The 25901-nt window shown below is 59.5% G+C and carries 19 protein-coding genes, 1 other RNA gene and 1 pseudogene; 17 read left to right on the forward strand and 4 right to left on the reverse strand.

Annotated features, from left to right (window positions below; genetic code table 11):
* Positions 1 to 10: 10 nt before the first annotated feature.
* Entirely contained in the window at positions 11 to 1036 is a 1026-nt protein-coding gene (locus Pla111_RS15135; protein WP_146575291.1) for a toprim domain-containing protein, read from the reverse strand.
* A gap of 9 nt (positions 1037 to 1045) precedes the next feature.
* Positions 1046 to 1651 carry a hypothetical protein gene (locus Pla111_RS15140; RefSeq protein ID WP_146575292.1) on the reverse strand — a complete coding sequence of 202 codons (606 nt, stop codon included), beginning with the start codon at positions 1649 to 1651 and terminating at the stop codon, positions 1046 to 1048.
* Positions 1652 to 2215: 564 nt separating this feature from the next.
* On the opposite strand from Pla111_RS15140, the gene repC reads away from it, so the two are divergent.
* The 12 genes from repC (at position 2216) to Pla111_RS15200 (ending at position 16727) form a co-directional block, all read left to right on the forward strand.
* Entirely contained in the window at positions 2216 to 3424 is a 1209-nt protein-coding gene (gene repC / locus Pla111_RS15145) for a plasmid replication protein RepC (protein WP_146575293.1), read from the forward strand.
* A 160-nt stretch (positions 3425 to 3584) separates the two neighbouring features.
* Positions 3585 to 7034, forward strand: a complete 3450-nt coding sequence (locus Pla111_RS15150; RefSeq protein WP_146575294.1) for a CHAT domain-containing protein — start codon at positions 3585 to 3587, stop codon at positions 7032 to 7034.
* 100 nt (positions 7035 to 7134) lie between these two features.
* Positions 7135 to 8133, forward strand: coding sequence for a hypothetical protein (locus tag Pla111_RS15155; protein ID WP_231931086.1), 999 nt, complete (start codon positions 7135 to 7137; stop codon positions 8131 to 8133).
* A gap of 145 nt (positions 8134 to 8278) precedes the next feature.
* The gene (locus Pla111_RS15160; protein ID WP_146575296.1) at positions 8279 to 8461 is read left to right on the forward strand and encodes a hypothetical protein; all 183 of its coding nucleotides are present in this window, start codon (positions 8279 to 8281) and stop codon (positions 8459 to 8461) included.
* Between the two features lie 306 nt (positions 8462 to 8767).
* On the forward strand, positions 8768 to 9199 hold the full coding sequence (locus Pla111_RS15165; protein WP_146575297.1) for a hypothetical protein: 432 nt from the start codon (positions 8768 to 8770) through the stop codon (positions 9197 to 9199).
* Positions 9200 to 9682: 483 nt separating this feature from the next.
* Positions 9683 to 11536, forward strand: coding sequence for a type IV secretory system conjugative DNA transfer family protein (locus tag Pla111_RS15170; RefSeq protein WP_197525069.1), 1854 nt, complete (start codon positions 9683 to 9685; stop codon positions 11534 to 11536).
* A 23-nt stretch (positions 11537 to 11559) separates the two neighbouring features.
* Entirely contained in the window at positions 11560 to 12060 is a 501-nt protein-coding gene (locus tag Pla111_RS15175) for a hypothetical protein (protein WP_146575299.1), read from the forward strand.
* A gap of 38 nt (positions 12061 to 12098) precedes the next feature.
* Positions 12099 to 12440: a hypothetical protein gene (locus tag Pla111_RS15180; RefSeq protein ID WP_146575300.1), complete on the forward strand. Its 342-nt coding sequence runs from the start codon at positions 12099 to 12101 to the stop codon at positions 12438 to 12440.
* A gap of 51 nt (positions 12441 to 12491) precedes the next feature.
* Positions 12492 to 13043 carry a hypothetical protein gene (locus tag Pla111_RS15185; protein WP_146575301.1) on the forward strand — a complete coding sequence of 184 codons (552 nt, stop codon included), beginning with the start codon at positions 12492 to 12494 and terminating at the stop codon, positions 13041 to 13043.
* 190 nt (positions 13044 to 13233) lie between these two features.
* Complete coding sequence (mobF, locus tag Pla111_RS15190) at positions 13234 to 16080, forward strand: MobF family relaxase (protein ID WP_146575302.1); 2847 nt, start codon at positions 13234 to 13236, stop codon at positions 16078 to 16080.
* 114 nt (positions 16081 to 16194) lie between these two features.
* A complete protein-coding gene (locus Pla111_RS15195) occupies positions 16195 to 16476 on the forward strand; it encodes a hypothetical protein (RefSeq protein WP_146575303.1) in 282 nt (93 codons plus the stop codon).
* A gap of 35 nt (positions 16477 to 16511) precedes the next feature.
* Positions 16512 to 16727, forward strand: coding sequence for a helix-turn-helix transcriptional regulator (locus Pla111_RS15200; protein WP_146575304.1), 216 nt, complete (start codon positions 16512 to 16514; stop codon positions 16725 to 16727).
* 255 nt (positions 16728 to 16982) lie between these two features.
* Here the strand turns inward: Pla111_RS15200 and Pla111_RS17530 are convergent, their stop codons facing one another.
* Positions 16983 to 17279, reverse strand: coding sequence for a hypothetical protein (locus Pla111_RS17530; protein ID WP_231931087.1), 297 nt, complete (start codon positions 17277 to 17279; stop codon positions 16983 to 16985).
* On the opposite strand from Pla111_RS17530, the pseudogene Pla111_RS17715 reads away from it, so the two are divergent.
* Positions 17244 to 17801, forward strand: a pseudogene (locus tag Pla111_RS17715) (tyrosine-type recombinase/integrase); the annotation flags it as partial. The gene Pla111_RS17530 and the pseudogene Pla111_RS17715 sit on opposite strands and share 36 nt — an antisense overlap.
* A gap of 230 nt (positions 17802 to 18031) precedes the next feature.
* Here Pla111_RS17715 and ssrA read toward each other — a convergent pair.
* Positions 18032 to 18409: a transfer-messenger RNA gene (gene ssrA, locus Pla111_RS15210) on the reverse strand.
* Between the two features lie 306 nt (positions 18410 to 18715).
* Here ssrA and Pla111_RS15215 point away from each other — a divergent pair.
* The 4 genes from Pla111_RS15215 (at position 18716) to Pla111_RS15230 (ending at position 25897) form a co-directional block, all read left to right on the forward strand.
* Positions 18716 to 19822, forward strand: coding sequence for a calcium/sodium antiporter (locus tag Pla111_RS15215; protein ID WP_146575305.1), 1107 nt, complete (start codon positions 18716 to 18718; stop codon positions 19820 to 19822).
* Between the two features lie 110 nt (positions 19823 to 19932).
* On the forward strand, positions 19933 to 21267 hold the full coding sequence (locus tag Pla111_RS15220) for an MFS transporter (RefSeq protein ID WP_146575306.1): 1335 nt from the start codon (positions 19933 to 19935) through the stop codon (positions 21265 to 21267).
* Between the two features lie 187 nt (positions 21268 to 21454).
* A complete protein-coding gene (locus Pla111_RS15225; protein WP_146575307.1) occupies positions 21455 to 24205 on the forward strand; it encodes a TolC family protein in 2751 nt (916 codons plus the stop codon).
* 132 nt (positions 24206 to 24337) lie between these two features.
* Positions 24338 to 25897 (forward strand): efflux RND transporter periplasmic adaptor subunit, encoded by a 1560-nt coding sequence (locus tag Pla111_RS15230; RefSeq protein WP_146575308.1) that lies wholly within the window; start codon positions 24338 to 24340, stop codon positions 25895 to 25897.
* The last annotated feature ends 4 nt before the right edge of the window (positions 25898 to 25901 follow it).

The following is a 25901-nucleotide window of genomic DNA, read 5'->3' on the forward strand; positions in this document are numbered from 1 at the left end:
TCTCCTTTTCCTACCGCCCAAGCTCAAGCGTACTGAACGCCGGACGTGCCGACGATCTCTCGCGGCTCACGAGCAGCTGGTTCCAATCAGCCCCCCGCTCCACCGGTCGATCATCGCAGAAGCTCACGTCCGTGCGGCCGGAGCTGATGACAATGTCAGCCAGCTGCGCGGTCAGCTCGTCACCCGCCTGATCGTTATCGAAGGCGGCGACGATCCGAGCCCCCTCTTCCATGCGGCGGATCGCCGAGAGCACCAGCTCCGGTTGCTGCGGGTTCATCCGGCCGTTCACCGACGCCACGCGAGTCCCCTCGCCTCCCCGCACAACCAAATAGGACAAGGCGTCGAGGCCACTCTCGGCAAACGCCAGCACCCGATCACCGGAGAGTCCCGCCGACATCCACAGCCCCTTGCGGCCTCCTTTGCTGAACAAGTTCACCCCCGGTCCTTTGACCTCGTAGCCGACCAGCTGGCGGTCGTCGTCCCCTCCTCCCGCTGCGCCCCAGTGGGGAAAGATCACGGTCCCGCGCTGCGTGCAGTGACGCACGCGCCCCCGCAGCCGGTCGCTTTGCAGCACGTCAAACGGGATCCCCCGGGTCTGGCAAAGATAATCGTGGGGTTGGGCGATAGGATCGAAAGCGGCGTACCGCGCGGCGACCCCCAGCAGGTCGAGCGTGCTGGGCCGGATCGCTTCCGCGTATTGGGCCGCGTGCCGCTCGCGGAGCGTAGAAACGTAGCCGCCGTTCAAGAAGGGCCGCAGCAGCTGCCGGACGCGCCCCAACGAGCAGCCCGGCTCGATCACCCGCTGCGCGAAGTCGATGACGGTGCCGCTTGAAGCCGGGTCGTAAACGCTGCAATAGACATAGTGGCCAGCCTGCTGCGCGATGATGATCTTATCTCCCCCACTCTGCATGAGCACGGAGTGCTTGGTCGATTTTCGGGGGATGATCTCATAGCCGTGGGCGCTCGCGATCAGACTCAGATTGAGCTTCTTGAAGGCGTCCAGTTCTGCTTCGCGATCAAGGTCTCCGCGGGCCAACTCCCCTCCTCACCCGAACAGCTTTTTCCACAGCGACTTGTTCCGTTCGCTGTGCAAGGCCCGTTTGTAGCGTTCCAGTTTCCGTTCGGCTTCTTCGTTCTTCTCACGCTCACGGCGAACCTGCTCTTCATGGTTCGCGAGACGTTTCTCGAGAGCCTTGATCGAGCGTTCCCAGTCCCCTCCTCCTGTCGAGGCCTGTTGCGACTGGTCGGTGATCAGCAACAGCGCCTTGCTGTGCTGCTCTTGGGCCCGCGCAAGGTTCTCGCGGAGATTGGCGATTTCGTCTTCGAGCTGCCGTCGTTCGCGGGAACGCTCTGCAATCAGGTTATCTTGCATCGCTTCACTCGCGGCTAAACGCTCGCTGAGCCGAACGACTTCCGCTCGGACGTCCGATTCGGACACCACCTGACGCGGCTTGACAGGTTCGGACGGCTGCTGGATCTGGTCAATCGTCTTCACGAGCGGGTAGACACGCTCTAGCTCGGAGACATCAATGAGCTTCCGATTCGTCCCGTCCCGGGCGCTAGAGAGCTTCCCCGACTTGGTCGCGGCGTTGATGGTCTCGCGGCTCTTGCCCGTCAACAGGGCGGCTTCTCGGACGCTTACTTTGGACATAGTTGACAACTCCTGACAGACACTTCTGAGTAGGAGCGTGCCACAGTTCGCGCCACAAGACCAGCAAAAGTTTCTGAAAGCCCGACCTGACAGACTGACGGCATGACTGTCGGATCTGACAGTCAAGAGCCTGACACAACCTGACAAGACGTTGCGTATCGCAGCAAGCAGCAAGGCTTCCGCGTGTCAGGTCAGAGTGTCAGATACTGTCAACTTGATTGACACTCTGACAATGTGCTACTGTCAGGCAGTCGATTCTTTTTGTTGGGGATTCTTTTCGAGAAGCTTACAGGGGAGGTCGACCCCCTACTCCGTTCGCGAGCAGGGTCTGTTGTATCAACCCCAGACCAAGGAGGGCGTCACCCGAAAGAGGTCGCGATGACACGAAAAAACCGCCGTTGGCGCGGCGGTTTGGAGGCAAAGAGCGTCTTTGCATGGTTCGATAGATGTACCGTAGCGCTCTTTGGATAAAGATGCAAACCTTTTTTGGTTCGGCGCTGCTTTGGCGCGTCCCAAGAAAGGCCTCTTCATCCATCACGCTGATGAGGGAACGCTTAAGAATGAATGCAATCAACTATTACTTATGACACAACCGGCGGCGACCATAGCGCTACAGACGCTTATCGCCACTCAACTGGACCCTGTCTCGACTTATGGGGGCTCGACCAGACGACCGACCGCTACCAACTGTTATTGCTGGTGAAGCGGGTCGGCAAGGAAGCTGGCTTCACGCCACGCATGATCCAGCTGCTGGACTACTACATGGCCTTCACCACGCAGGTTGACTGGGAGGAGGGGAGTCGCCCCATCGTCTTCCAATCGCTCGCGCGGACCGCGATGGACTTGGGAGTAGGGGAGCGACAGATTCAGAAGCTAGAGAAACGGCTGTTTGAACTCGGCGCGATCACCTGGAATGACAGCGGCAACCACAAGCGGTACGGACGCCGCAGTCCCCAGACGGGGAGGCTGCTGTTTGCGTACGGGGTCGATCTGACGCCACTCGCCTACCTCAAGGAGGAGCTGGAGGCAAAGCTGCAGGAGAAACAGCTCTACGCCGAAGCCTGGCGGACGACGAAGCGAGAGATCTCTCAGCAGCGGCGGCAGATTCGCGAGTTGCTCGTCCGTTGGCGGGAGGAGGGGGGCGAGCCGGAGCGGATCGAGACCTGCGAGCAGCAGTACCGCAAGATCGCCATCGAACTGCGGAGCCACCTCGATCTAGATCGCCTCCGTGACCTAGCCAAAGCCCACAGCAAGCTCTGTCGCCAACTACAAGAGGCGATGCAACTCGGCAGCAAAGATCAGCTGTCCCCTTTAACGGCTTCTCCCGCTATCGCCCCCACCACGCGAAAGCGTTCGTGCAGACACGCCCAAAAGTTCGCGCACCTACAACACACCACTCCACCAGAAAAAAATAGCGGAGTCACTCCGTATCTTGAGTATCGTCGATCTAGCGAAAAGCAACGACAGGCGATAGGGAACAGACTGCCGGAGCAGATTGCACGTGAGGCGACGGGGTCCTTCCGAGCCCATCTTCCGGCTAGTATCAAACCACTCGCCTTTGACGACATCATCGAAGCGGCTTACCGACGGCGACTAGAGTTAGGCATAAGCAAGCAGGCATGGGCCGATGCATGCCGTCAACTGGGCCGTATCGGCGCGGCTAGCTGCCTCATTTTGACCGATCACGCGACAAGCAGAACCGCTAAGCCGGTCGGACGGCCGTCGGCCTACTTCCAGGGGGTTGTTCGCAAATCGCACGGCCTCGGACGCTGATGCGCTAAGCCGATGATCGTGTGGTCGCAAAGAGCAGGCATACGGATTAAGATGTCGCACTTGGCGTAAAGTTCCCAGTGCTGCTGCGCAGCGTTAGCCACAGAAAAGAGCATCCAGAACCGTCGTTCGCGCTGCACGATTTATACCTGGAAGGCCTTGCATGGAACATTACGACGAGCTGCCAAGCCTGCTCGCCTGTCTCGTAGAGCAACACGACTGGGCGGCCATCATGCGGCTTGATATGGTGCTCGGCCTGTCCGAGGACGCGTGTGAGGAAGCGTCGTTGAAGTGCCTCCGAAGGCAGCCGCATCTGACGTCGCAGGAGCGACAGCAAGTCGAGAAGCGGCTCATCGCTTTTCGTCGCGGGGGAGGGCACTGGGAACAAGGTGAAGTGCCTCCTGGCAAATGGAATGATGGCGAGCTGCTTTCTTTTCGGTTGTTGTTTTTACATGGGGCGGCGGTACAACTAGATGTGGAATCGGCGCAAGAATGCGCTGACATTTGCAAGCAGTTGCGCGACAAGTCTACCGCAGCATACTTCTTCAATTTGGTGGGCGAGTCTTTTAGAAAGGCGGGATCTACGAAAGCGGCTATGCAGGCATACGGGAACGCCTATCAGATGTTTGAAGAGAGCGAATGTGGGAAATGGCCCTATGTTTATGGTCGCCTATCCGGACGCCTCCATCGGAGCGTTGCCTGGGGATGCTTTCAGCACGGCCATTATCAAGATGCGATCGAGATGGCCGAGCACAGCGTCACGTTGTTTCGTGTTCTCCTATCCTGCGAGCGTTCTGCCTTCAGCGAAGACCTAGCAGCGAGCCTGGCAAGGCTTGAGGACATCTACCAGCACCAATGCAGATGGAAGGAAGCCCTGGCGTCGGCAGACGAAGCGATCGCTGTCCTAGACTTGGACGAGGTTTCATCCGCGGACGCGTTGCAGCTCATTCCGGACCTTCTTTTAAGGCGATCACTCGTATTACGGCGTACGGGCGGCATAGAAGCAGCCCTGCAGGATGCTCGTAACGCCCTACGTCGGTATGAGATTTTGGAGGGAGGGGATCTAGGAGAGGCGAGTGTAGGTGTCGCGTCGGCACTTCAAGGCCTGTCGGAGGTCCTTCTCGAGATGGGCAGCCTTGAGGATGCTGCGGAGGCTGGCAAGAAGTCTTTCGACAAGTTCCTTGAGCTGGCGCAACGCTTTGGCGGTAAATACGCTGCGTTACAATACCGCTCCGGACTCGACCTGGCCGATATGCAAGCAGGGTGCGGCTTTTGGGAAGAAGCGCAAGGACAGTATGCACTCGCCGCCACTAACCTGATGGCCCTCGCTGCAGAAGACGCCATGGCCTACGGGGAGGCTGTGGGCAGAGCCTTGCTCGGGTTGGCAGAGTCAAGCCGCCGACTGCTGTCACCCGAGAGAATTTGTGACGAAATCTCCTGCGCAGATGCCATCCAGAACTACAACCGCTCAATTGCCATTTTTTCTGCACGGACAAGAGCGGGAGCTCCGGTATGGGCCGTCTACGTGTTAAGAGCATATCTTGGGCTTGGCAAAGTTCTTAGCGGCCTACGCATTCATGCGGAAGCGGAGGAGGCGTTCGCCACAGCGAAAGAGATCTGCGGATCGATCAAGACGAGCTATCCGGGGTGTTATGCGATCGAAATGGCTGGTTGCCTGGAAGCAGACTCCGATCATCTGGCGAGCCTGGGAAAGTTGGAAGAAGCACTCGGTACTATCCGAAAAGCAAATGCCTTGCTTGACGAGAGCGAGGTAGCACTGCCGGAGCGCGTGCTTGCCGATAGTTTGAGGTTGAAAACAAGAGAAGCCTCTCTGCTGCTGGAGGTGACCGGAAGCGAGGAAGCCGCTAGCGGCGGATTTTTGGATAAAGCGGCAGCGTGCGCTTCATCGGCACGACTTGCCGGCGAGCGTTGCCTGGTAACTTCACGCGATCCGATCCTCCGTCGTCGCCTGCTCGGCGACCTAGGTAGATCGTTACGTCTGCAGTATGAGATTGCGTTAGCACAGCACACGAACGATCCATCGAGTGGAGCACTCGATGTGGCGTTTGAAGCTTCCGAGGCGCTGCGTGCAAGAACCTTGCTGGAGATGCTCGAAGACGAGACGGTCTTGCCCGGAGGTGTTCCGAATGATGCCTTGGAGGCTTATCGTGAGGCACTACGCCGCCGCCGCGCCGCGGCCTTGTCGCTTACGACCTTTAGTAGCGACCTAGACGGCGATGAAATCTCGGAGGATGCCCGCACGAGAAACCTCGAACTGATTGACATCCTCAACGCCGCACACCAAGCCGAGCAAGTGGCTCTCCACGAGATTCAGCGGATTAATCCGACCTATAGTCCAAGGTCTTCTTTGCGACGTCAGTCACTTTCGGAAACGCGGCATCGCCTTGCGGATGTCAACACGGCCGCTATCCAGTACACCCTTCTTGAGCAGCGTGCCTACGCGATCATCGCCACAATCAACAAGACGTCTGTTGTCGAATTGCCCCTGGGAGCCGTCGATGCGGTATTGCAAGAAGCAGTCTCTTGGCGAAAAGGTCAATCGCTGCATGGCGAAGAGAGCGATGACGATCGCGAACTACTCATGTCGTTGCTCGATGAAATTCTCCTTCGCATATCTTCAATGATGCTGTCGCCGCTGCTGGAAGCGATACCCAAGGCCATCAATAAGTTGATCATTTCTCCTCACCATGCTCTGCACATGCTGCCGTTGCATGCCTGCTGGGTGGAAGAGGGGGTGCGGCTATGCGACCGATACGCCGTCAGTTACGCCCCAAGTTTCTCTATCCTCGCGAAGTGTGGTCAGTCACCGTCGAGTTCCACGACGACCGTCGTACATGCCTGCTGTCCAGGAAGGCAGCAAGACCGACTGCCGCTGGCGGACCTTGAATCACAGGTCTTACGCAATGCGTTTGCGGGATGTCATGTGACTGAAATCGGTGAGGGGCCTGACACGGCGTCGACAGTGTTACAGGCGTCGTCGGTCGCCGATGTGTTCCACTTTACTGGGCATGCAGAGTTTTATCCAACGGAGCAGTTGCGGTCAAAGTTGCGAATCACAAGTCACGATGGGCAGGAATGCCCCCATCTTTGGTTGCAAGATGTTTATCTGCGGTTTCGCATGAACCCAGGCGGCTTAGTGTTCTTAGGTGCTTGTGAAACGGGGCAGTTGAATCCCAGCCCAGACGATGATTACGTCTCGTTCCCGGCCGCATTCATGTACGCGGGTGCGGGGGTGGTACTGGCGACGCTGTGGAGAGCCGACGATATTGCGAGTTGCTTGCTCGCGCAGCGCTTTTATGAGAACTGGCGTGGTGGATTGGGGGCGGTGCCGGCACTAGCCGAAGCTCAGAAGTGGTTGCGCGGAGCGCCAGATCGGAAGGGGGAATGCCTAGCCGATGGGCCTGCGGTCCTCGCCTATTGGGAGCACTCGGGACTCCTCGATTCCGTAGCGGATTCGATCGATCGGCGGCACTTCATACGTCTGGCGAAGGCACACGCGGCGGAACACCCCTCGACCCCTCCGTTCGGGTCGCCGTACTATTGGGCAGCGTTTGCGGTATGGGGCGGGTACGCTGCCAGGGAAGCTGGGTAGCGTCAAGGAACCGCTGATAGCGCCCATGGTTTATGGTAAAATCAGAGCATTGAGCAAGAAATCCGTTGTCTGCGGTAAGCATCTTAGAGAGCAAATTTAAGTGGGTTTGAAATCGCTATTTGCGAAGCGACTACTAGAGCGCGGGTTAGAGGGACTGCCGCCGGCTCTGCGCACGCTCGTCGAGGGGTGGGACGACGCTGTTGATGCGGAGATTGCGGCGCACCGTTTTTCTGACGACTTCGTCAGTGACCTGCAAGACCTGGCCTTTTTCTTCAGCTCTGGCAAAGCGGGAGCAACCGGCGCGCATCGTCTAAGCCCCGGCGAGTGTGACAAGGGGGTGCAGAGTCTCTTGCAGCTGCTGCAGTCTGAGTTTGAAGGCAATGCGCCAACCCTTGAACGGCTCTTGCCGCGCCGGAAGAAGAGTCGCAAGGCCGCACTTCTTTACTTCGCCATCAATGTTGAAGAAGTGAAGGCTGTCTGCTTGGCGATAATCGATGCCTTATCTTCGCAGCATTCTAAGATTTTTGGTGACAAGCAGGATGGAGTTTGGCAAAGTAGGTCTTTAAGTCAGGTGGTAAGAGCGGAGGATCGGATCTCAGAGAAAAGTGACAGTGTTAGCAGCAGCAAGGGGTTGAATTCTCCGCCCGATAGCAACGTTTCCGATCAGTGGGCGAGGGCCAGCATTGCCGATTTGGTACAAGCACTCTCTGCACGAGTTGAAGAGGTAGCTCGCGAAGAAAGCCTGATGGAGAGTTTTTTCGATGCTGTGGCGTTCGCACGACATGCGCAGACGCTTGGCAAGAAGCCGGATGGCTTGCAGCTCAAAGACGTGAACACATGGCTCCGCGAGCAAGCTGGCAAGGAGTTGCTGGACGAGCAAAAACCTGCTGTCGCTGAAGCGATCAATTATTTTCGTGACCATTGGAGCGCTTCACTAGTCTACGTTGAGAAGGGCGTAGAAACTAATTGCGTCCTACGCGCCGCTGCCATGAATTACGGTAAAGGAGGAACAGGGATGACCTTCTACGTACGGGAGACCGGCGCGGGCGGAAAGCATCTCTCGAACCGTAAAGTGCTTCCTAGCATGCAGTTACGGTAGCGTCCCCCCTTTTTTTCACAGAAACATCCGATTGGGTGTTGCCCGGTACACCCAATCGGGTATAACTCAGTCCGGCGACGCACTGTCGCAAGCCCGGCGGGGTTTTCACCGCCAATTCTTCCTTATTTCTGCGAGGACCTACACGATGAGCTGGTTATTTCCAAACCGTACCGAAACTGGCAAGTCGGGCGCAGACATCGCACGCCTTGGTGGCCATGTCAACACGTCCGGCATGACCCACCAGCAGGCGGAAGCCGCTGTCGCGGCACGAAATCGTGAGCGTGAGCGGATGCAAAGAGAAGCCGTCAATAAGAAGAAGAAAAACTAGCCGATCCTCGTCTAGTGAGCGGCCGCCCACACGCGGCGGTCGCTCACTGTTTTCCCTTAATGCTTCCGGCAGAAAACTGCCTCATGGCAATGCATCCCAATACTTAGGACTTATGAATCATGGAGAGCAAGCAAGAAACTTGCCTGCATTGCGGCGGCTCCGGCCAGATTCCTTCGTGGCGTCTGGGAACCCTATTTGGTATCCCGCAAACTACACAAACCTGCCCGCGTTGTCACGGCACCGGCAAGAAATAACCCACGGCTTGGCGAACCTGCCGGTCTTCCTCGGTCCAGATGGAGCATCCGTATGGAATCCCTTCGATGGATACTATTTTGGCCCGCCGCCATTCTATCCGGCCAGCTTGCCACCGCCGTGGTCCTGCTCCTCGGTGGGCTAATGCTGGGGCACTGGTGGTTCAGCGGAATCATGGTCGTGATGGTTAGTGCAATGACGCAGCCGATCGTGGCTTCGGTTGTGGCGGGAACCATCGCGCCTACCAGGAGTCGGTACGTGGCCTGGTCGATCTGGGTTCCCTTCCTAATGCTATGGGTTTCAATGTTCTTTACCCGCGCCCAGTTCTTTAGCCCTTACGATATCTACCTGGTTAAGAGCGGTCTCTTCGCTGAAATCCCCGCCAAGGACGTCTGCGAAGCGGCTTTCGGTGGCGTCAATTTCGGCTGCCTAATAGCTTGCACAGGCATGGAGCGCTTCTGGGCGGACCACGGCAATAAAGGCTAATTCCCTATTTCGGTCGACTAATCCTTTAACGAGGTGTGACATGATCTTTCTGTCGCTATTAAAATACACCGGACGGTTCTTCAGGGGTTTACACAACGTATTCACGCTGCTCCGTAGATTTGCCAATCCGCAAAGCCTAATTCTTGCTCCGCTCATTGTCATCTTGATGATGCTGCCGGCAATTCTCGGACCCAAAACGTCTCGGCAACAGGCTCCGCCTCGCGAGCAAGAGACGATCTACCAACAGATGTATGGAGGCAGCTTTGATACTCCGCCAGCAGAGTAAGAACGAAGAGTGATCGTTTGTTTCAATCGTAAGCGATGTGCCGCGATTGCTTGGTGAACGTCTCTGCAACGTGCTCATCTCCTTGTCGCGATACCAGGAAAAGCATGCCGGCCCTGCGCAGATGTTATTTCTCTATGCATCAATCGAAGGTGCCTTCGGTAACGTCAGAGGATCCAATTACCACGGGAGAGTTTTCCATGAACAGCTACGGCCCTCGGGTGCTGCTGAACATATTCGCCGGAGCGATTCTTACGTCAACCTGGCTCTGGGTCGCCACGCGGCTTGCCGGACCCGTCCACCTACGCGGAGAGACACTATTCTGGGGAGCGATCGTCTGGTCGGCGGCCTTACTCTACCTGCTATCCTACCGCTTCCCAGCACTCCGCAAGCAGCTGCGTCTTCCTTTGCTACTGCCGGTTGGCCTAGGTCTAGCGTCCTGGGGTTATTATCAAACGGCGGTCAGCGTGGGTCGTGATCAGGCATGGTGGTTGTCATGGGCCGCTTTCATCCCATCGGTTCTCTTGGCGGGCCCGCTCGCTATCAGCAGTATCGGGCACTGGATCTATCGCAGCCTTTGGTACCGCGAGATCGTCCGTCACGGCGATGGCGACAATGCACAGTGGCGCACTCGCAGTGAATACCATCAAGATATCATCGAGCTTCCTCGCCGAAGGAACGGCCAACTCGGTTGGCTCGACTGCCTCTACTTGGGCATGACCCAGTTCCGCCACGACGTGACGCCACGGCACATCGGTCTGCGTACAGACGTCCACTTGATTACCTATGGCATGGCGGGCAGCGGCAAGGCGGCTACGTCTGGCTTCATCAACCTGGCTCTCTACGGTGGCCCCGCCTTCGTCATCGACCAGAAACGTGAGTATTTCAAGTCCGTTGGTCGGCGTCGAACGGAACTTGGAGACGTCTACAACTGCGACCCCTTCGGGCAGGGGCCGAGCGCTCGCTTCAACCCGCTCGCGGGGATCGATGTCTACACCGAGGAGGGCCTGCGGTTGATCCAGACAATCCGCAACGCCTTGATCATCCCGGAAGAGAACACCAATGCGGGGCCGCATTTTTCCGACAACGCGGGAACTATTTTTGAAGGGATCACGACCTGGGTGTGTGCATCACTGCCCCCGGCGGACCGCAATCTTGTGACCGTTTACCGCTTGCTCAACTCGCAAGAACCATCGACGGGTGCTTACGACCCGGAGGTGTTTGTACAGGCCGTGGCCGAGATGAGCGAGTGCCCGATCGGCGTTTGTTCGCAGGCGGCAAAGCTGCTAGACGACGCCGGTGACCGGGAGGGAGGTTCATTCAAGACAACCCTCTCAAAGTCGATCAAGTGGATGGCGTCCCCCGCCATGCAGCATCATCTGTCCGGGCATGACTTCGAGATGAAAGAACTGGCGACCGCTGGTAGCAGGAAGCCCAGCATCTTCGTCAGTGTTGGCATGGGGAACGAGCACGAGCATCAGCGCTACCTCCGGATGATGGTAGCCACCGCGCTGTACCACATTGGCGCCGAATTTCGACGGACGGGCAAGAAGCCAAGTCCTTCGGTCTACTTCGGCCTGGATGAATTTCCTCAGTACGCCCGTGGGCTCGAAGCGATCACGACCGCCGGCTTCGCAACCCTTCGCTCGGCCGGCTGCTTGTTGCATATCCTCGCCCAGAAACGGAGTCAGCTCAAGGCTATTCTTGGCGAGCAGACCAGTCTCTTGGAGCAGAACGCGACCGTCCAAGTGCTTGGGGTCAACAACGACTCCGAAGACACCGCAGCTTGGGTTTCCGAGCAGCTCGGTTCCCACATCGTGACTCGACTCGCCCCTGGTGAGCCTTTGCTGTCGGAAAGGAAAGAACGCACGAAAGAACCGCTCATGACCCGTCGTATGGTGCAGGACACGCTGACGCAACTCTCCCGCAACCAAATCGTCTTCCCGGCAAAGGGGGGGCCGCCGATGTGGCTTTCACGGATGGCGTACAAGCCCTTCCTCATCCACGGAAAGCGCTGTTTCGACGACCTTGACCTAGGTGAACTCTTCGACTGACTCGCTACCCGAAAGGCCGACAGATGACCAACCAAGCAGCGGCCGGCTACCCAAAGCCCGGCAATTCTGTTTCGCTCTCTGGCCCTCCGCAGGCCTTCTCCCACATCAAGAAAATTGGATCAGAGTACAACCAAGTATCCTCGGGCGAACGCGAGAAAGCGCCGCTTCGTTATCACGCTCCACCACTCAAGCAACATTTCGTCGCCGCGCACGAAGGCCCTCGCGAGACGACAGGCAAACCTGACCTGCATGCTATCTACACCCCTTCCGGCAAAGTGATTGCCGAGATTCACTCGAAACTTGACCAAGAGAAGCTCGCCCGGAATCGGCAGAAGGATCTGCAGATGAAGCGGTGGCGAGAAGCGGCAGTCACAACCAGCCGCCGGTTCAACGCCGTCACAATTCGGCCTGTTCATCTCCGCGAGTCCAACACGCCAGAGGTGTTCGCCAAAGCCCGGCAGGCGGCGTTGAAGAAACGGCTGCAGCAAAAGCACGCCAACTCCCGCGACGACCGCAGCAGATAGGTGTTGCGCATCGCCACCGAAGCGCGATAGGGTGAATCATGGACCCGTTAAACGAAGCACAGACAGAAGCCCTCCTGCTCCCAGAAAGTCGCATTCTCGCGCTGCCCACTGGAGGCCACGTCGAGGTCACGGCCACTCGGCACCACTGGCTTGTGGCCGAAGAACTCCAGACTGACTACGGCTGGAGCCTGGCGGAAATCTGCCGACTTGCTCTTGATGAAAGCGTCGAGACGGGACGCGACTTCGCGCTCTGCTTCCGCTACCTGATCGCCTACATCCAGGCCGCGTCGCGTCACCAGCTCGACGAGTCGCTCGCTGGCGTCTCTCCTTTGCCGCTGCTTCCCAACCGGTACGCCCCCGGCGATACCGCCCTCCGCTGAAGGGACCTAGAGTCGTCCTCTCCTGCCCCAGAACCCGATCGGAGCCGCGCCATGAACCCGGATGAAGTCATCCTAGACGCCATGAACTCCCGGATCGAAGCTCTCGAAAGAGAAGACGCCGCCGCTGAGCGACTGTGGAAAGAGAGGGTCGCGGTGGCCACGCAAGAAAAGCAGGCCAGGGACGCTGAGTTGAACCGACTCCGGGGCGCGCGGGACCTGCTCAGCGGTAAAAAGAGCCACCCCAAGAAGAGCAAGAAGCGCCCCGCCAAGGCTGGGGAACCACCGACCACCACGCAGCAAGAGGTCCGCCGCATCATGGTGAAACTGGCGGCGAACAACCCGGGCATCAAGCAAGACGAACTGATCGAGCAAACCAAAGCGAAGCTCAAAGAATTGCCTGGACGCGATCTGCGGGGCTATATGAGGCGGGTTGAAGAAGTGCTCCATGATAAGAGTACGCAGCGGCAGTTTACGGTGAACATCGACGGGACGGTATCGCTTCTGATTGGTGACTATCCGCACGGCGTCGCGGCGGGTGCTACTGAGGAGCACGAGGTGAAACCAGCTGTGGATCGATTCGCGTCAACACGAATCACGCGTTGATCACGGAAGCGGATTCAGGCAGGCTGAATGGGCCTCTGAGCACTGCAGAGGAGACAAGCCTATTACCCATTTTTACAGGCACTATTCAAGAGTTGCTTTACCTTAACCAGGAGCCCCCGCTCCGGACCACGCCGACGCCGGCCGCTACCCAGTAGCGATTGCAATAAGTTCGAGAATTACGAGTAGCACTATGCTCATAGCAACACAAGCGAAAAGCATCGAAGGAACCGAGAAGTACTTCGACACGGTCCTCGCGAAGGGCGACTACTACATCGACGGCGCCGAAGTCGGCGGCGCCTTCCAGGGCAATCTCGCTACGCTGCTTGGCGTCGAGGGGATGGCGGCAAGCCGGGAGCCCTTCAGCCGGCTCTTGCGAGGTTTCCACCCAACCATGGCAGAAAAACTGGTCCAACGGCTCGCCCACAACCGCCGTCCGGGAACCGACTTGACTTTCAGCCCGCCGAAGTCGTTCAGCGTCTGGTGGGCGCTCTTCAAGGACGAACGGCTTATCCAAGCGTTGCGCGACACAGTTCGTGAAACAATGGAAAAAGACGTGCAGCCCTTGATGTGCCGGCGGGTGCGGGCGGGCGGTCAAGCGGCATCGAAAGACCGCACCCCGACCGGCTCCCTTGCCTGGGTCGACTTTCTTCACCTCACCGCACGCCCGGTCGAAGGCAAGGTTGATCCGCATCTTCACATCCACGCCTTTGTCATGAATCTCACGGCCGACGGCGGAAAGTTCTACGCCGCGGAGATGGAAGAGATCGTGCGGCAACGTCCAAGCCTGCAGGCCAAGTTCGAAGCGCGGCTCGCCCATCGAATGCAACATGAACTTGGCATTCCGGTTGAGAAGACGCGGTTCTTGCAGGGGGGGCGGATGAAAGCGGGCTGGGAAATCAGGGGGATCGACCGCGGCCTGATCGAGAAGTTCTCGGCCCGCACCCAACAGGTGGAAGCCCACGCCGCGGAGTACGGTGTGATCGACGCCGCGGAGAAAGGCAAGCTCGGGGTCCGCACCCGCGCCAAGAAGGAGAAGGGGCAATCGATCGAACAGCTTCACCGAGAGTGGCGTTCCCGGCTGACCGAAGCGAAGCGGGAGCAGCTCGATGGACTGCGGTCGGGGGCGATAGGAGCAGAGGTTGAGGCACCGGTATCGAAAAGGGCAGCCGAGTCCATCCGCTATGCCCTTGATCACCACCTCTACCGCCAATCTACCGTGGAAAAACAAGCGGTTATCGGCGCCGCTTTAGAACATGGTTTAACGCTGCTGCCCGAAGAAGTAGAAGCGGCGCTCGACTCACAGGAAGTGATCCAGCGGCCGCAAGATGTCCGCGGCGCGGCGCGTGATTTTGTCACGACCCACGACGTGCTTGACGCTGAGCGACGCATGATTGCGTTCGCTCGTGATGGACGGGGCACGCGGATGCCGATCGGCCGTGGAGTGCACACCTTCAAACGTGACTGGATGAATGCCGAGCAAAAGCAGGCGGTGCGTAGCGTACTAGAAAGCCGCCATACGATCATGGCGGTCATGGGTGCCGCTGGTACGGGCAAGTCGACTTTGATGAGCGAAGCCGCCGAAGCAATTGAAACTCTTGGAAAAAAACTGTTTGTCTTCGCCCCCAGCACCGGGGCGCGAGAAGTCCTGGAAGAAAAAGGGTTCCCGGACGCACAGACGACCGAGCACTTGCTGCGGAATGAGAAGCTCCACGAGAAACTGAAGGATCACGTCTTGTGGATTGATGAAGCCGGACAACTCGATGTTCGGACCATGAACGGGATCTTTGACATCGCCAAAGCGCAGAACTGCCGCGTGGTGCTCTCCGGCGATACTCGCCAGCATGCGTCTCCGCGGCGGGGTGAAGCGATGCGGCTGTTAGAAAAAGAAGCCGGCCTCCAAATCAGTCGGGTCGAGACGATCCAACGCCAGCAGGGCGACTACAAGCGGGCAGTCGAATTGATCGGTCGTGGCGATGAAATTGTTGACAAGCAGCGGGGGCTCTCGGGGCTCGTCGCCGGTTTTGACCTCCTCGATCGCCTCGGCAAGATCAAAGAAATTCGATCAGAAGAACGTCACGCGGTCCTGGCCCAACAGTACCTCGCTGCCCCTCCAGAGAAGACGCCCCTCGTGGTGGCGCCCACGCACGCCGAGGGACGGTCTGTCACCGATCACATTCGCCACGGGCTGCGCGAGCGGGGGGCGATAGGAACAGAAGAACGTGAATTCTTGCAGCTAAGTTCTCTGAATCTCTCCGAGGCGCAGAAGTCCGCCGCCGTCACGTATACGCAGCCAGGGATGATGATCCAGTTCCACCAGAACGTCGCAGGAGGTTTCAAGCGGGGGGGGCGGTACCGCGTGGAGCAGCAACCGGACGGAGCAGCCTGCCTCAAGCCACTTGGCGGCGGGCTCTCGAAGCCGATCCCGCTAACCAACCCGGAGCGTTTCGAGGTCTACCGCGAAAACAAGATCGGTTTTGCGGTCGGCGACAAGGTGCGATTTAGTCTGGGTGGGACGGCGACTGACAAGAAACGCCGGATCAGTAATGGGCGCCTCGACGAAATAGCCGGATTCGACCGGCAAGGCAACCTCCGCCTAAAAAGTGGCATGACCGTCGCCAAAGATTATGGCCACCTCGACCTGGGCTATGTCACGACGAGCCACGCCGCTCAGGGGAAAGACCGCGAGACAGCAATCGCAGCGATGGGGTCACAATCCTTGGCGGCGGTGAACGCTCGGCAATTCTACGTCACGGTATCGCGGGGCCAAAAGGACGTCGCGATCTACGTAGACGACAAGCAAGCGATCCGCCAAGCGATCCAAAACCGGGGCGAGCAACGTTCGGCGACCGAGCTCGTCAAGATGCCCGCACCGGAGGCGCGGCAGCCACTCCAGCAACGTGACCGGCAGCGACGGGCGATCGTCGAGCGGGCGCGTCAATGGTGGGACGCGCGGATAGAGCGACGCGACCGACCAACGGCGCAGCCAAGTCGTCCTCGAATCCCAATCCACACGCAACTCGAACCAGGAAGGGGGTAGCGTATGAGCAGCTTGCCATTTCCATCCAACGAAAACGCGCGGCTTGCGGCTGCGGCTGATAACAAGGCGGCGAAACCGCCATGGAGTCGCGTCAAGTCGACCGAGCCGCTCCCCATGATGTTTCAAGTCCGGTTTTGCGACGGCCGCAGCATTAGCTATTCCTACTGCGACCTCCGCGAAATCCGCGTCCGCGATGCGGGACACGTCCAGCTTTGCTTGCTGGGAATGGAAAAGACGCACGTCTCGGTGACGGGCCGCAACCTGTCCGAGTTGGCCGAGCTGATCAGCTCCGGCAAGATCAAGTCTTTTAGTGAACTTGGTCCCCGGACGTTCGACCGCCCCGAGTCGAGCCCCTCGATCGACAAAGTGACCGTTGAGACCTTGACCGGCCCATAGCCAGATCCTCACCACGCGACCGCAGGACCATCCCGATGCAATCCAATACTTCCCACGAGCCTTCTTCGCTCCTATCGGCCCATCAGGTCGCCGCCTTGCTGCAGGTCTCGACGCGTACCGTCTGGCGGCTGCTGAGTTCGGGCGAACTCATCGAACCGTTGCGCGTCCGCGGCAACACGCGCTGGCGACGCGCCGAGTTAGACGCTTGGATCGAAGCGGGTTGTCCGCCCGTTGAGCCAGGCGAAGAATGACCTCAAAAGGAGATGCAACCCATGGCGACGATCTTCAAACGCAAACGCGACGCCGGCAAGCGGAACGCCTATTGGTGGATTCAGTACTTCGACGACGCGGGCAGACGGCGGACCGCCAAGGGCTACACCGATAAGCGGAAGACCGAGGCGAAGGCGGCGAAGCTGGAAGAACACGCCCGGTTGTGCCGCGACGGTTTGATCGACCCCGCGCAGCAGCTTGCTCGGGACAGCCGTAGGACGCCGATCGAGGCGCACCTAACCGCTTTTGAGAGGAGCCTTCAAAAAACCTCCCCCAAGCACGTCAAGCTCGTGATGTCGCGAGTGCGGCGGATTGTCGGCGACGCCGGGATGGAGTCGATCGACGATATCGAGGTCGATGCGGTCGATGAAGCGTTGCAAGAGCGTCTCGTGAGCGAGGAGATCGGCTTCCGTACCTACAACCACTACGTCCAAGCAATCGACAGCTTTTGCAACTGGATGGTCCCCAAGCGGTTGCCGCACAACCCGCTGCAAGGGATGAAACGGCTGAATGCCCAGGAAGACGTCCGCCACGAGCGGCGGGCCTTGCTTCCGGACGAATTCGCCAGACTGATCGAGTCTGCCCGCACCAGTGGGGTCTCGATCCAGTGCTTCGATGGCGAACAGCGGGCCCGTCTCTACATCCTATCTTACATGACGGGCCTGCGACGCAAAGAGATAGCCAGCCTCACCCCAGCAAGCTTCGACCTCGACGGCGGTACGCCGACGCTCACCCTGCAAGCGGCGTGCTCCAAGCACCGCCGCAAGGACATCCTGCCGCTCCACGCGGACCTCGCCAGTATGCTGCCGAAATGGTTCAGCGGACTGAGCCCCGACGCCAAGCTATTCCCCCGCCTAGAGCGACGCCGCACTTGGCTGATGGTGAAGAAGGACCTGGAGCGGGCGGGGATTGCCTACCGCGACTCGAAGGGAAGGGTCGCCGACTTTCACGCGGCCGGCCGGCACACGCATATCACTGAGCTGCTCCGCAACGGAGCGAGCCTCCCCGAGGCCATGGAGTTGGCCCGGCACAGCGACGTGCGGATGACGATGAAGTACACGCACATCGGCTTGGAAGACCAAGCCAAGGCGATCGCCAAGCTGCCCGCCGGCGAAAGTTGGCTGCACTATGGCTGCACTTCGGAGCACGCCGATGGTCACAAGGGGTCGTCTGGTGGCACAACGCAGCCTGGCGAAGATACGCCGGGGGACGACGCAAACCCTTGTAGAGAAGGGGATAAGGCACAAAAAAACGCCGGTTGGCCTTGTTTGGCACAACCGGCGAAAAGTGGAGGCGGCGGGAATCGAACCCGCGTCCCGCGATCGCTCCACGCAAGCTTCTACGTGTGTAGTCAGGCGTTTTGGTTTTGCTCATTGGGCGCCCCTCCTGACACGGCTACCAACGAACTATCCGAGTACTTCAGTTAGCAGCGGGCGTGCCCGGAGGGTTGACCCGCAAGCGATCCGGAGGGGGTGATACGTTGCGTTGGAAGCTTCCGGCGAGCGACCAGGCCACGTTGGCTATGGCCTAGCGTTAACTAGGCAGCCAAAGCGTAGTTACCTTCGGCAATTGAAGGTGTGCGATCGGCTTTTTACGTGGGCCACCGATCAACCACGACACGCCACTTACGCTTCGACAACCCGGTCGAACCCAGTTCGCCCCCGGTCTTCTCTTATCCTACTCCACCGCTTACTCGGAGAGAAGCGACCGAACCAACTGGTAGTGCCTTAAGGCCGGATTGCTGCCGAAACGTCGTGGACGATCGCCCCGGTCGCTGGCAAGAAAACGCTGGGAAGAAAACGCTGGCACAAAACGCTGGCAGGCTTCGCGCGGGCTGAGAGGGGTGGGGCGCGCTCGCGAAGCGGCGGCGCTGGCGAAATGGGGCGTGATGCCCGTAAAATCGACCACTTTGACATCGGTAACCGGCGGGCTGCTCGGCCGTCGGTTCTAAGCAACTTGGCAGGGCATTATGGACAACCTCGTGTTAGCTCTCATGATCCTTGGCGGGCTGGTCGGGTTAGTGGTCGGCGGAGAGCTGCTGGTCCGCGGGGCGTCGAACCTTGCCGCTGCGGCACGTGTGCCCCAATTGATCATCGGGCTCACCGTGGTCGCGTTGGGCACCAGTGCGCCGGAGTTGGCGGTTTCGGTCCAGTCGTGCTATGTCGGCAAAACCGACCTCGCGGTTGGTAATGTGGTGGGCAGCAATCTGACAAACATCCTGCTGATCTTGGGTACGGCGGCAGTGGTTGCGCCGCTGATGGTTAGCCATCAGCTCTTTCGGTTGGATATTCCGGTAATGATAGCCGCGGCCGCGGCGCTGTATGCCCTTGGGTCGGACGGCAGCATCTCGCGTTCGGAGGGAATCACCCTTGCGATTCTGATGGTCCTCTATCTGTCGTGGACGGTGGTTGAGGGCAAGCGCGACGCAAAGCGCTTGGAGGAAGAGCTGGAGGTTCTTACCCCGCAGACGACACCGAGCGGTCTGCGTGCCTACGCCTTGAATCTGTTCTTGATTGTGGTGGGGTTGGTCTTGCTGATTGGCGGGGCCAATTATTTGGTGGAAGGTTGCGTTCAACTGGCTACCCGCTGGGGGGTCAGCGAACTGGTGATTGGCCTAACGATTGTCGCCATCGGCACCTCGCTGCCCGAGCTGGTTGTCTCGATCCTCGCCAGTTTGCGCGGCAAGCGTGATCTGGCGGTTGGAAATGTCGTCGGCAGCAACGTTCTGAATATTCTGGCCGTCCTCGGTCTGTCAGCGACGGTCGCCCCGGAAGGAGTGAATGTCGCTGACCAATCGCTGCGGTTCGATATACCGCTCATGGTCGCGGTTTCGGTGGCCTGTTACCCCATATTTTTGACCGGTAAGTCCGTGAGCAGGGTCGAGGGGATCGCCATGCTGCTGCTTTACGCTGCCTACCTTGCCTGGCTCGTTTATTCGTTTGGCGTGCTGAACGAGCCGCCAGGATATGGCTCCCTGGCGGGTTTCCTGACACCGCTGGTGCTGGCTATGGTATGGCCTGCCGTCAAGCGTCGTCGGCTCGTCGGCTCGTCGGTTAAGGCCTCTCAGGGCGGCTGAAAGCTTCTCAACAACGGGTGCTTAACTGCCGATGCCGTCGTCCCCACCGCGGAGTGACGCTCAGCTACGGTTATCTTGTCTGACCTCAACCGCCACTTTGAGTCCTTCTGATGGTTGCATTCCGCCTCTCGGTGATGATGTTCCTCCAGTTTTTCACCTGGGGGGCGTGGTTCGTCACGCTGGCACTGTGCCTTGGCGCTAAAGGGTTAGATGACGCGATCGGAGGGGCGTATCAGAGCGCCCCAATCGCAGCGATCATCGCTCCGCTATTCCTGGGCTTGATTGCCGACCGGTTGTTCCCCTCACAGATTGTCCAGGGAGCACTGATGCTGCTGGGGGCGGGGCTGATGTGGCTGGCGACAGCGGCGGTCGAGGCCGGCGAGGGGACGCGTGCCGTGTGGCTGTTTACCGCTTACATGCTGTGCTACATGCCAACGCTGGGCCTGGGCAACTCGATCGCCTTTGCCAACATCGATGACCAGAACAAGTTCCCTGCGATCCGTGTGTGGGGAACCATCGGCTGGATCGTGGCGGGGCTGTACGTTGGCGCACGCGGGCTGTCGGACAGCACAGAAATCTTGCGGCTGGCGACCTACGCCTCGCTCGCGTTTGGCCTGTACAGCTTTACGCTGCCCCACACGCCGCCACCCGCCAAGGGCAAACCCATGAACCTGGGCAGCCTGTTCATGGTGGACGCCTTTGGGCTGCTGAAGAACCCCTCGTTTGCCGTCTTTATCGCGTGCTCGACGCTCGTCTGTATCCCGCTGGCCTACTACTACAGCTTTACCTCAAAGCTGCTCGATCAGACCGGTTTTGAGCAGGTGGCTTCGACGATGACGCTCGGCCAGATGAGCGAGATTATCTTCATGCTGCTGATCCCGTTCTTCTTCCGCCGTTTGGGCGTGAAGTGGATGATCTTGATCGGCATGCTGGCCTGGGTTCTGCGCTACCTGCTGTTTGCGTTCGGAGCCCCGGATCAAGCGACATGGATGCTCTTGGCGGGCGTGATCCTGCACGGCATCTGCTACGACTTCTTTTTTGTGACCGGGTTCATGTACACCGACCAAAAATCCCCGGAGTCGGTACGCAGTCAGGCACAAAGCATGCTGGTTTTCTTCACGCAGGGCATTGGCATGTACTTCGGCTTTTGGATCGCGGGAGACCTCTTTGGGAAAACCATGACCAAGCAAGCCGAGCTATCCGAAGCGATCGCCGCCGCGCGGCCGGCTTCGGAAGTCGGCTTCTTCGAGTCTTTCGGGAAGATGTTCTCTCAGAACATGCCGGCGGGCATCGATCCGGCCCTGTTGTCCGAGACGATGGCCCAATGGAAAGAGTTCTGGCTGGTTCCCGCGGGCATGGCGGCTGCTATTGCGGTCGTGTTCTTCCTGGCGTTCTGGGACCGGGTTGATCGCGAGGCGGCTCTGGGCGAGAAGGCAGCCGAATAGCCTCTGCCGCCCTACCTTTAAGGCGGGGGGTTAGGGTCTAAGCCTTGCGAAGGAGGAATTCGCGTGGAGCATTCTTGCTCTGGGCTGGAGTCGTCGGGGCCGCGGGGTCGATCAAGCTGATACAGGCCGGCGTTTGCGCACAGCTTGCGTAAACGCTAGGTTTGCCCTGTCATCTCCCTTTGCTCCGATGCCTCAATTCACCCTGCCGAGGACTGTGCGCGCCACTTTGGCGTTGCTCACGGCAGCGGTGGTGCTGGCATCGCTATCGGGGTGCAGCCGGTCGCGCGCCCGCCGCAGCGCAGACCGCGAGGCCTATTGCCTCATCGATCAGAAGTCGGTCGTTGCGGGAAAAGGGCAAGGGAGCTACCGCATCGGGATTGATCCGTGCTCGCGGATGCACGACGAGAACGATCCCGACTGCCCCCCGATGCCGCCCGATGATCCGCTCTCGCACCGTTACATGGAGTGTGTCGATAACAAGCGGGGGGCTAAGTGCTGGCGCGAAGCGCCGCGCACCCCCTATGTCGAGGCACGCCAGTGGCGCTCGTGCCTGCCGCTCGATGAGCGCGGCAAGCTGGTGCTGGACACCGAAGGGGCGGTCCGCCTTGGGCTGCTGCACGATCCGGGATACCAGCGTGAGCTAGAGGAACTCTACCTCTCGGCGCTCGACGTGGCGTTTGAACGATTCCGCTTCGACACGCAGTTGTTTGGCGGGGTGTCCGCCTTTTACGAAGTCGATGGCGCGCTCGATACCTCGAACGTGATCATTGAGCCGAGCGACTTTGGCAATCGCTGGCGACTCCAGCGGCTGACGGCTACGGGGGGGGAGCTCACGGTGGGGCTCGCCAACTCGCTGGTTTGGCAGCTCGCCGGGACGGATAGCTATCGGGGGTCTACGTTGCTCGATTTTTCGCTGGTGCAACCGCTGTTGCGGGGCGGCGGCAGGGTGCGCGTGATGGAACGGCTAACCGTTGCCGAGCGGACGCTGCTGGCCAACGTCCGTGCCATGGAGCGATTCCAACGCGAATACTATCTGCAGATCGTCACCGGGAGATTCGCGAGCGGAGGGCCCCAGCGGCGGGGCGGATTGCTCGGCGGAGCGGGTCTCACCAACTTTACGGGGGTGGCGTTTGGCGTTGGCGGTGGTGGTGGCGGTTTTGGTGGCTTTGGCAATGGTGGCGGAGCCGGTGCGGCTGGGGCAGGGGGCTACCTCGGGCTGTTGCAAACCCAGCAGGTGCTCCGCAATCAGCGGGCAAACGTCGCGGGGTTGCGGGAAAGCACCCAGCAGCTCGAAGCGACCTACGATGCGGGCCGCATCGACCGCTTTCAGGTCGATCTTGCACGGCAAGCGCTGTTCAACGCACAGAGTGTGCTGCTAAGCGCTGAAGCGAACTACCAAACGTCGCTCGACAACTTCCTGACGGGACTCGGGCTGCCGCCCGATCTGCCCCTTGTGGTTCGCGACCGTTTGCTTGATCAGTTTAATCTGCTCGAACCGCGGCTGACCGACCTGCAGAACGCGACCTCGGATGCTCTGCAGCGGATCCGCGTTGTTTCCTCGGACTCCGACGCCCTCGCCCAAGGCATTGGCCCGGCGCTAGTCGCGGCACCGCCCAAAGCACGCGACGAGGATGAGATCCTGCCCGAGCCCCTGGTTGCTAACCCTCTGCCCGCGCTCTTGGTGGCTGAAGCACGCGAATTGATGAGCACGGCGATCGATTTGGCGGCAGCAGTCGAAGCGGACCTTCAGCGCTTGCACGCGGTTGCGCCGGCGCGAAAGACCCATCTGCTCGAGCTCGCCACACGCGAAGAAGTTTCCGCTACCAATATCGATCTTCGTTTGGTTAATCCGGAACGGCTTGACGAGCGGATCGCAGCACTTGATGAAGACTTTGCGAGCTGGGCCCAGTCGTTTGAGAAACTCGCCGTCGCGGTAGCGGACCTCAGCCTCGAGACCAACGAAGACGCGGTCGCACCGCTCCTCGCGCGGCTCTCGGCCCAGCTGTTAGAGTTGTCGCTCCTGCAAGCACGGGCCCGGCTTGATACGATCGATATCGAGCCGACCGAGATCACCTCGCTAGAGGCCATGCAGATCGCACGGGTGCGGCGGCGGGACTGGGCCAACGCCCGCGCTTCGTTGGTCGATTCTTGGCGACTGGTCCACTTCAACGCCAACGATCTGCAGAGCGCCGTCGATATTGTCGTCGACGGCGAAATCGGTAGCACGACGGCGGATCCCTTTCCGATTGGTGCCGACAACGGCCGCCTCAGTGTTGGTTTAGAGTTTGACTCGCCAACCTCGCGCCTCGCCGAACGCAACGTCTACCGCCAGTCGCTCATCGAATACCAACAGGCGCGGCGGAACTACTACCGGTTTGTGGACGGTATCCACCAGAGCCTCCGCGGTACGCTCCGCCAAGTGAGGCTAAACGAAGTGAATCTCGAGCTGCGAAGGGAGGCCGTCTTTGTCGCGATCGCTCAGGTGGATCTCACACGGCTCCGGCTTTCGGAGCCTCCCAAGCCGGGCGAAGAGGATCAGTTCAACAACACAACCGCCCGCGACCTCGTGCAAGCTCTCGGCGACCTGCTGAATGCACAGAACGACCTGTTAAGCGTGTGGGTCAATAACCGGGTGCAGCGGCTTAACCTTGAACTCGATCTGGGCCTGATGCTGGTCGACTCGGAGGGGCTGCGGGTTGATATCGATCAGCCGTTGCGATCATTTGTTCCGGACGGACCCTGCCCCGGAGGAGCCGACGTGCGCGAGGTACTACCGCTGGGGCAATCGGCGCGTACCGACAATTCTGCGATCCAAGCTCCGCAGGCAGCCGAGGCCCCGCGATCGGACGGCGCGCTTCTCCCGAAGCAGGAGAGCAGCGCTCCGCTGCCTGTGCCCCCCGCGCAAGGCTCCAACATTCTGGAGAAAGCGGGCGCTTAGCCCCCAGCTAGGCTGGGCGAACCGCTCCGCAGTGCGGATAATAGTTGGTGGACTCTCTGTCGTGGTCGACTCGTGCGATCCGGGAGCGGGTCATTTGATTCCGACGGTTTCACCCATCAACGGTCTCCCCCAATGCCTGCTTTACGACGCGATCGCCGAGCAGCTAGTGCGGTTTGGATGCTGCTGCTGATGGCGGGTGCCGCCGGTGGTGGTTGGTGGGCCTGGCAGTTGCTGTCGCCGGCTCCGATCGATACCAAGAAGCACGACGCGCTGCTGCACACAGTTGAGCGGGATGACTTCGAGTTGCTTGTCACGGAGCGTGGCACGATCGAATCGGCCGGCAGCGCTGAAGTGCGTTCGCAGGTGCAAGCAACCGATCCCGCGGGGGTCGCCATCTTGAGGATCGTTCCCGAGGGGACCGAGGTCCAAGAAGGGGATTTTCTTGTCGAGCTGGACAGCTCATCGCTGCTGTCGGAGAGGACCCTCCAAAAGGTAAAGGTCAACACCGCGCAAGCGGTTGCGGTCGAAGCACGTAATAAGCACGAGACCGCCTTGATCGCGCTCGAAGAGTACGTTAATGGCAAGTATGTGCAAGAGCGGCAGACCATTCTCAGCGAGGTCTTTGTCAAGGAAGAGGACTTAAGCCGGGCCGTTGACTATCTGGCCTACAGCAAGCGGCTAGCAGGCAAGGGCTATGTCAACGAGCTGCAGCTTGAAGCCGATCGCTTCTCGGTAGAAAAATCGCGTAACGAACTCGACGCCGCCAAGACCAAGCTCCGCGTGCTGGATGAGTACACCAAGGCCAAAGAGGTCAAGACGCTCGAATCCGAGATCATCATCACCAAAGCCAAGTGGGACTCAGAGCAAAGCTCTTATGACCTAGAGGCGGCACGCTTGGAGTCGATCGAAGACCAGATCAAGAAGTGCCTCATCACTTCTCCCAAGTCGGGAGTGGTTAACTATGCCCACGACAACAACGGATGGAATAACGACGGCTTTGTTGTCGAGGAGGGAGCCAAGGTTCGCGAACGCCAGATGATCATTCGGCTTCCCGATCCGACCAAGATGGAGGTTGCCGTCGAGATCAACGAGACGCTGGTTCAGTATGTAAAGCAGGGCATGCCCGCGTCGGTTTCGCTTGTCGGTTCCGAAGGGCTCGTCTTGAGCGGAACCGTGCGGAAGGTGAACCAATATGCTCAGCCCGACAATTGGCGCCGCGCGAACGTCAAGGAGTACAAGGCGCTTGTTGCTATCGATGAAGCTTCCGACGCTGCTAAAACGGGCATGACGGCTTCGGTCACGATTAGCTCGATCTACGAACCGAAGGTGCTTCAGGCTCCGGTGGAAGCGATCTACGCCCACGGCGATACCAACTACTGTTTTGTGGACCGTGGCGATGGCCTCGAAGCGCAACGCGTCGAGTGCGGACCGACAAACGATCGGTTCATTGTTGTGCGCTCGGGGCTCGAGCAAAACGATCGCGTGGCGATCAATCCGCGGCGGCTGGTGGACCGAGTGGATCTGCCCGAGCTGACCCCCGAACAGTCGCAGCAAGCGGTCAATACGGGTGGAGGATCGAACGAGCTGCGTAAGCGCACCGCTTCCCGCAAGGCCGAGCCCGCTGCCGCAGTGAAGAGCACTGCGACCGAAACCACCACCGACGCCGACACAACGGCACCGGTGGGAGGCTAGATTG

It is taken from the genome of Botrimarina hoheduenensis (assembly GCF_007859815.1).
Lineage (GTDB): Bacteria > Planctomycetota > Planctomycetia > Pirellulales > Lacipirellulaceae > Botrimarina > Botrimarina hoheduenensis.

What these genes read in the sequence shown, in the direction of transcription:
- Pla111_RS15140 (WP_146575292.1), bottom strand. Translation starts at nt 1,651, where the DNA reads ATGTCCAAAGTAAGCGTCCGAGAAGCCGCCCTGTTGACGGGCAAGAGC.
- repC (WP_146575293.1), top strand. Translation starts at nt 2,216, where the DNA reads ATGCAATCAACTATTACTTATGACACAACCGGCGGCGACCATAGCGCT.
- Pla111_RS15150 (WP_146575294.1), top strand. Translation starts at nt 3,585, where the DNA reads ATGGAACATTACGACGAGCTGCCAAGCCTGCTCGCCTGTCTCGTAGAG.
- Pla111_RS15160 (WP_146575296.1), top strand. Translation starts at nt 8,279, where the DNA reads ATGAGCTGGTTATTTCCAAACCGTACCGAAACTGGCAAGTCGGGCGCA.
- Pla111_RS15165 (WP_146575297.1), top strand. Translation starts at nt 8,768, where the DNA reads ATGGAATCCCTTCGATGGATACTATTTTGGCCCGCCGCCATTCTATCC.
- Pla111_RS15170 (WP_197525069.1), top strand. Translation starts at nt 9,683, where the DNA reads ATGAACAGCTACGGCCCTCGGGTGCTGCTGAACATATTCGCCGGAGCG.
- Pla111_RS15175 (WP_146575299.1), top strand. Translation starts at nt 11,560, where the DNA reads ATGACCAACCAAGCAGCGGCCGGCTACCCAAAGCCCGGCAATTCTGTT.
- Pla111_RS15180 (WP_146575300.1), top strand. Translation starts at nt 12,099, where the DNA reads ATGGACCCGTTAAACGAAGCACAGACAGAAGCCCTCCTGCTCCCAGAA.
- Pla111_RS15185 (WP_146575301.1), top strand. Translation starts at nt 12,492, where the DNA reads ATGAACCCGGATGAAGTCATCCTAGACGCCATGAACTCCCGGATCGAA.
- mobF (WP_146575302.1), top strand. Translation starts at nt 13,234, where the DNA reads ATGCTCATAGCAACACAAGCGAAAAGCATCGAAGGAACCGAGAAGTAC.
- Pla111_RS15195 (WP_146575303.1), top strand. Translation starts at nt 16,195, where the DNA reads ATGATGTTTCAAGTCCGGTTTTGCGACGGCCGCAGCATTAGCTATTCC.
- Pla111_RS15200 (WP_146575304.1), top strand. Translation starts at nt 16,512, where the DNA reads ATGCAATCCAATACTTCCCACGAGCCTTCTTCGCTCCTATCGGCCCAT.
- Pla111_RS15215 (WP_146575305.1), top strand. Translation starts at nt 18,716, where the DNA reads ATGGACAACCTCGTGTTAGCTCTCATGATCCTTGGCGGGCTGGTCGGG.
- Pla111_RS15220 (WP_146575306.1), top strand. Translation starts at nt 19,933, where the DNA reads ATGGTTGCATTCCGCCTCTCGGTGATGATGTTCCTCCAGTTTTTCACC.
- Pla111_RS15225 (WP_146575307.1), top strand. Translation starts at nt 21,455, where the DNA reads ATGCCTCAATTCACCCTGCCGAGGACTGTGCGCGCCACTTTGGCGTTG.
- Pla111_RS15230 (WP_146575308.1), top strand. Translation starts at nt 24,338, where the DNA reads ATGCCTGCTTTACGACGCGATCGCCGAGCAGCTAGTGCGGTTTGGATG.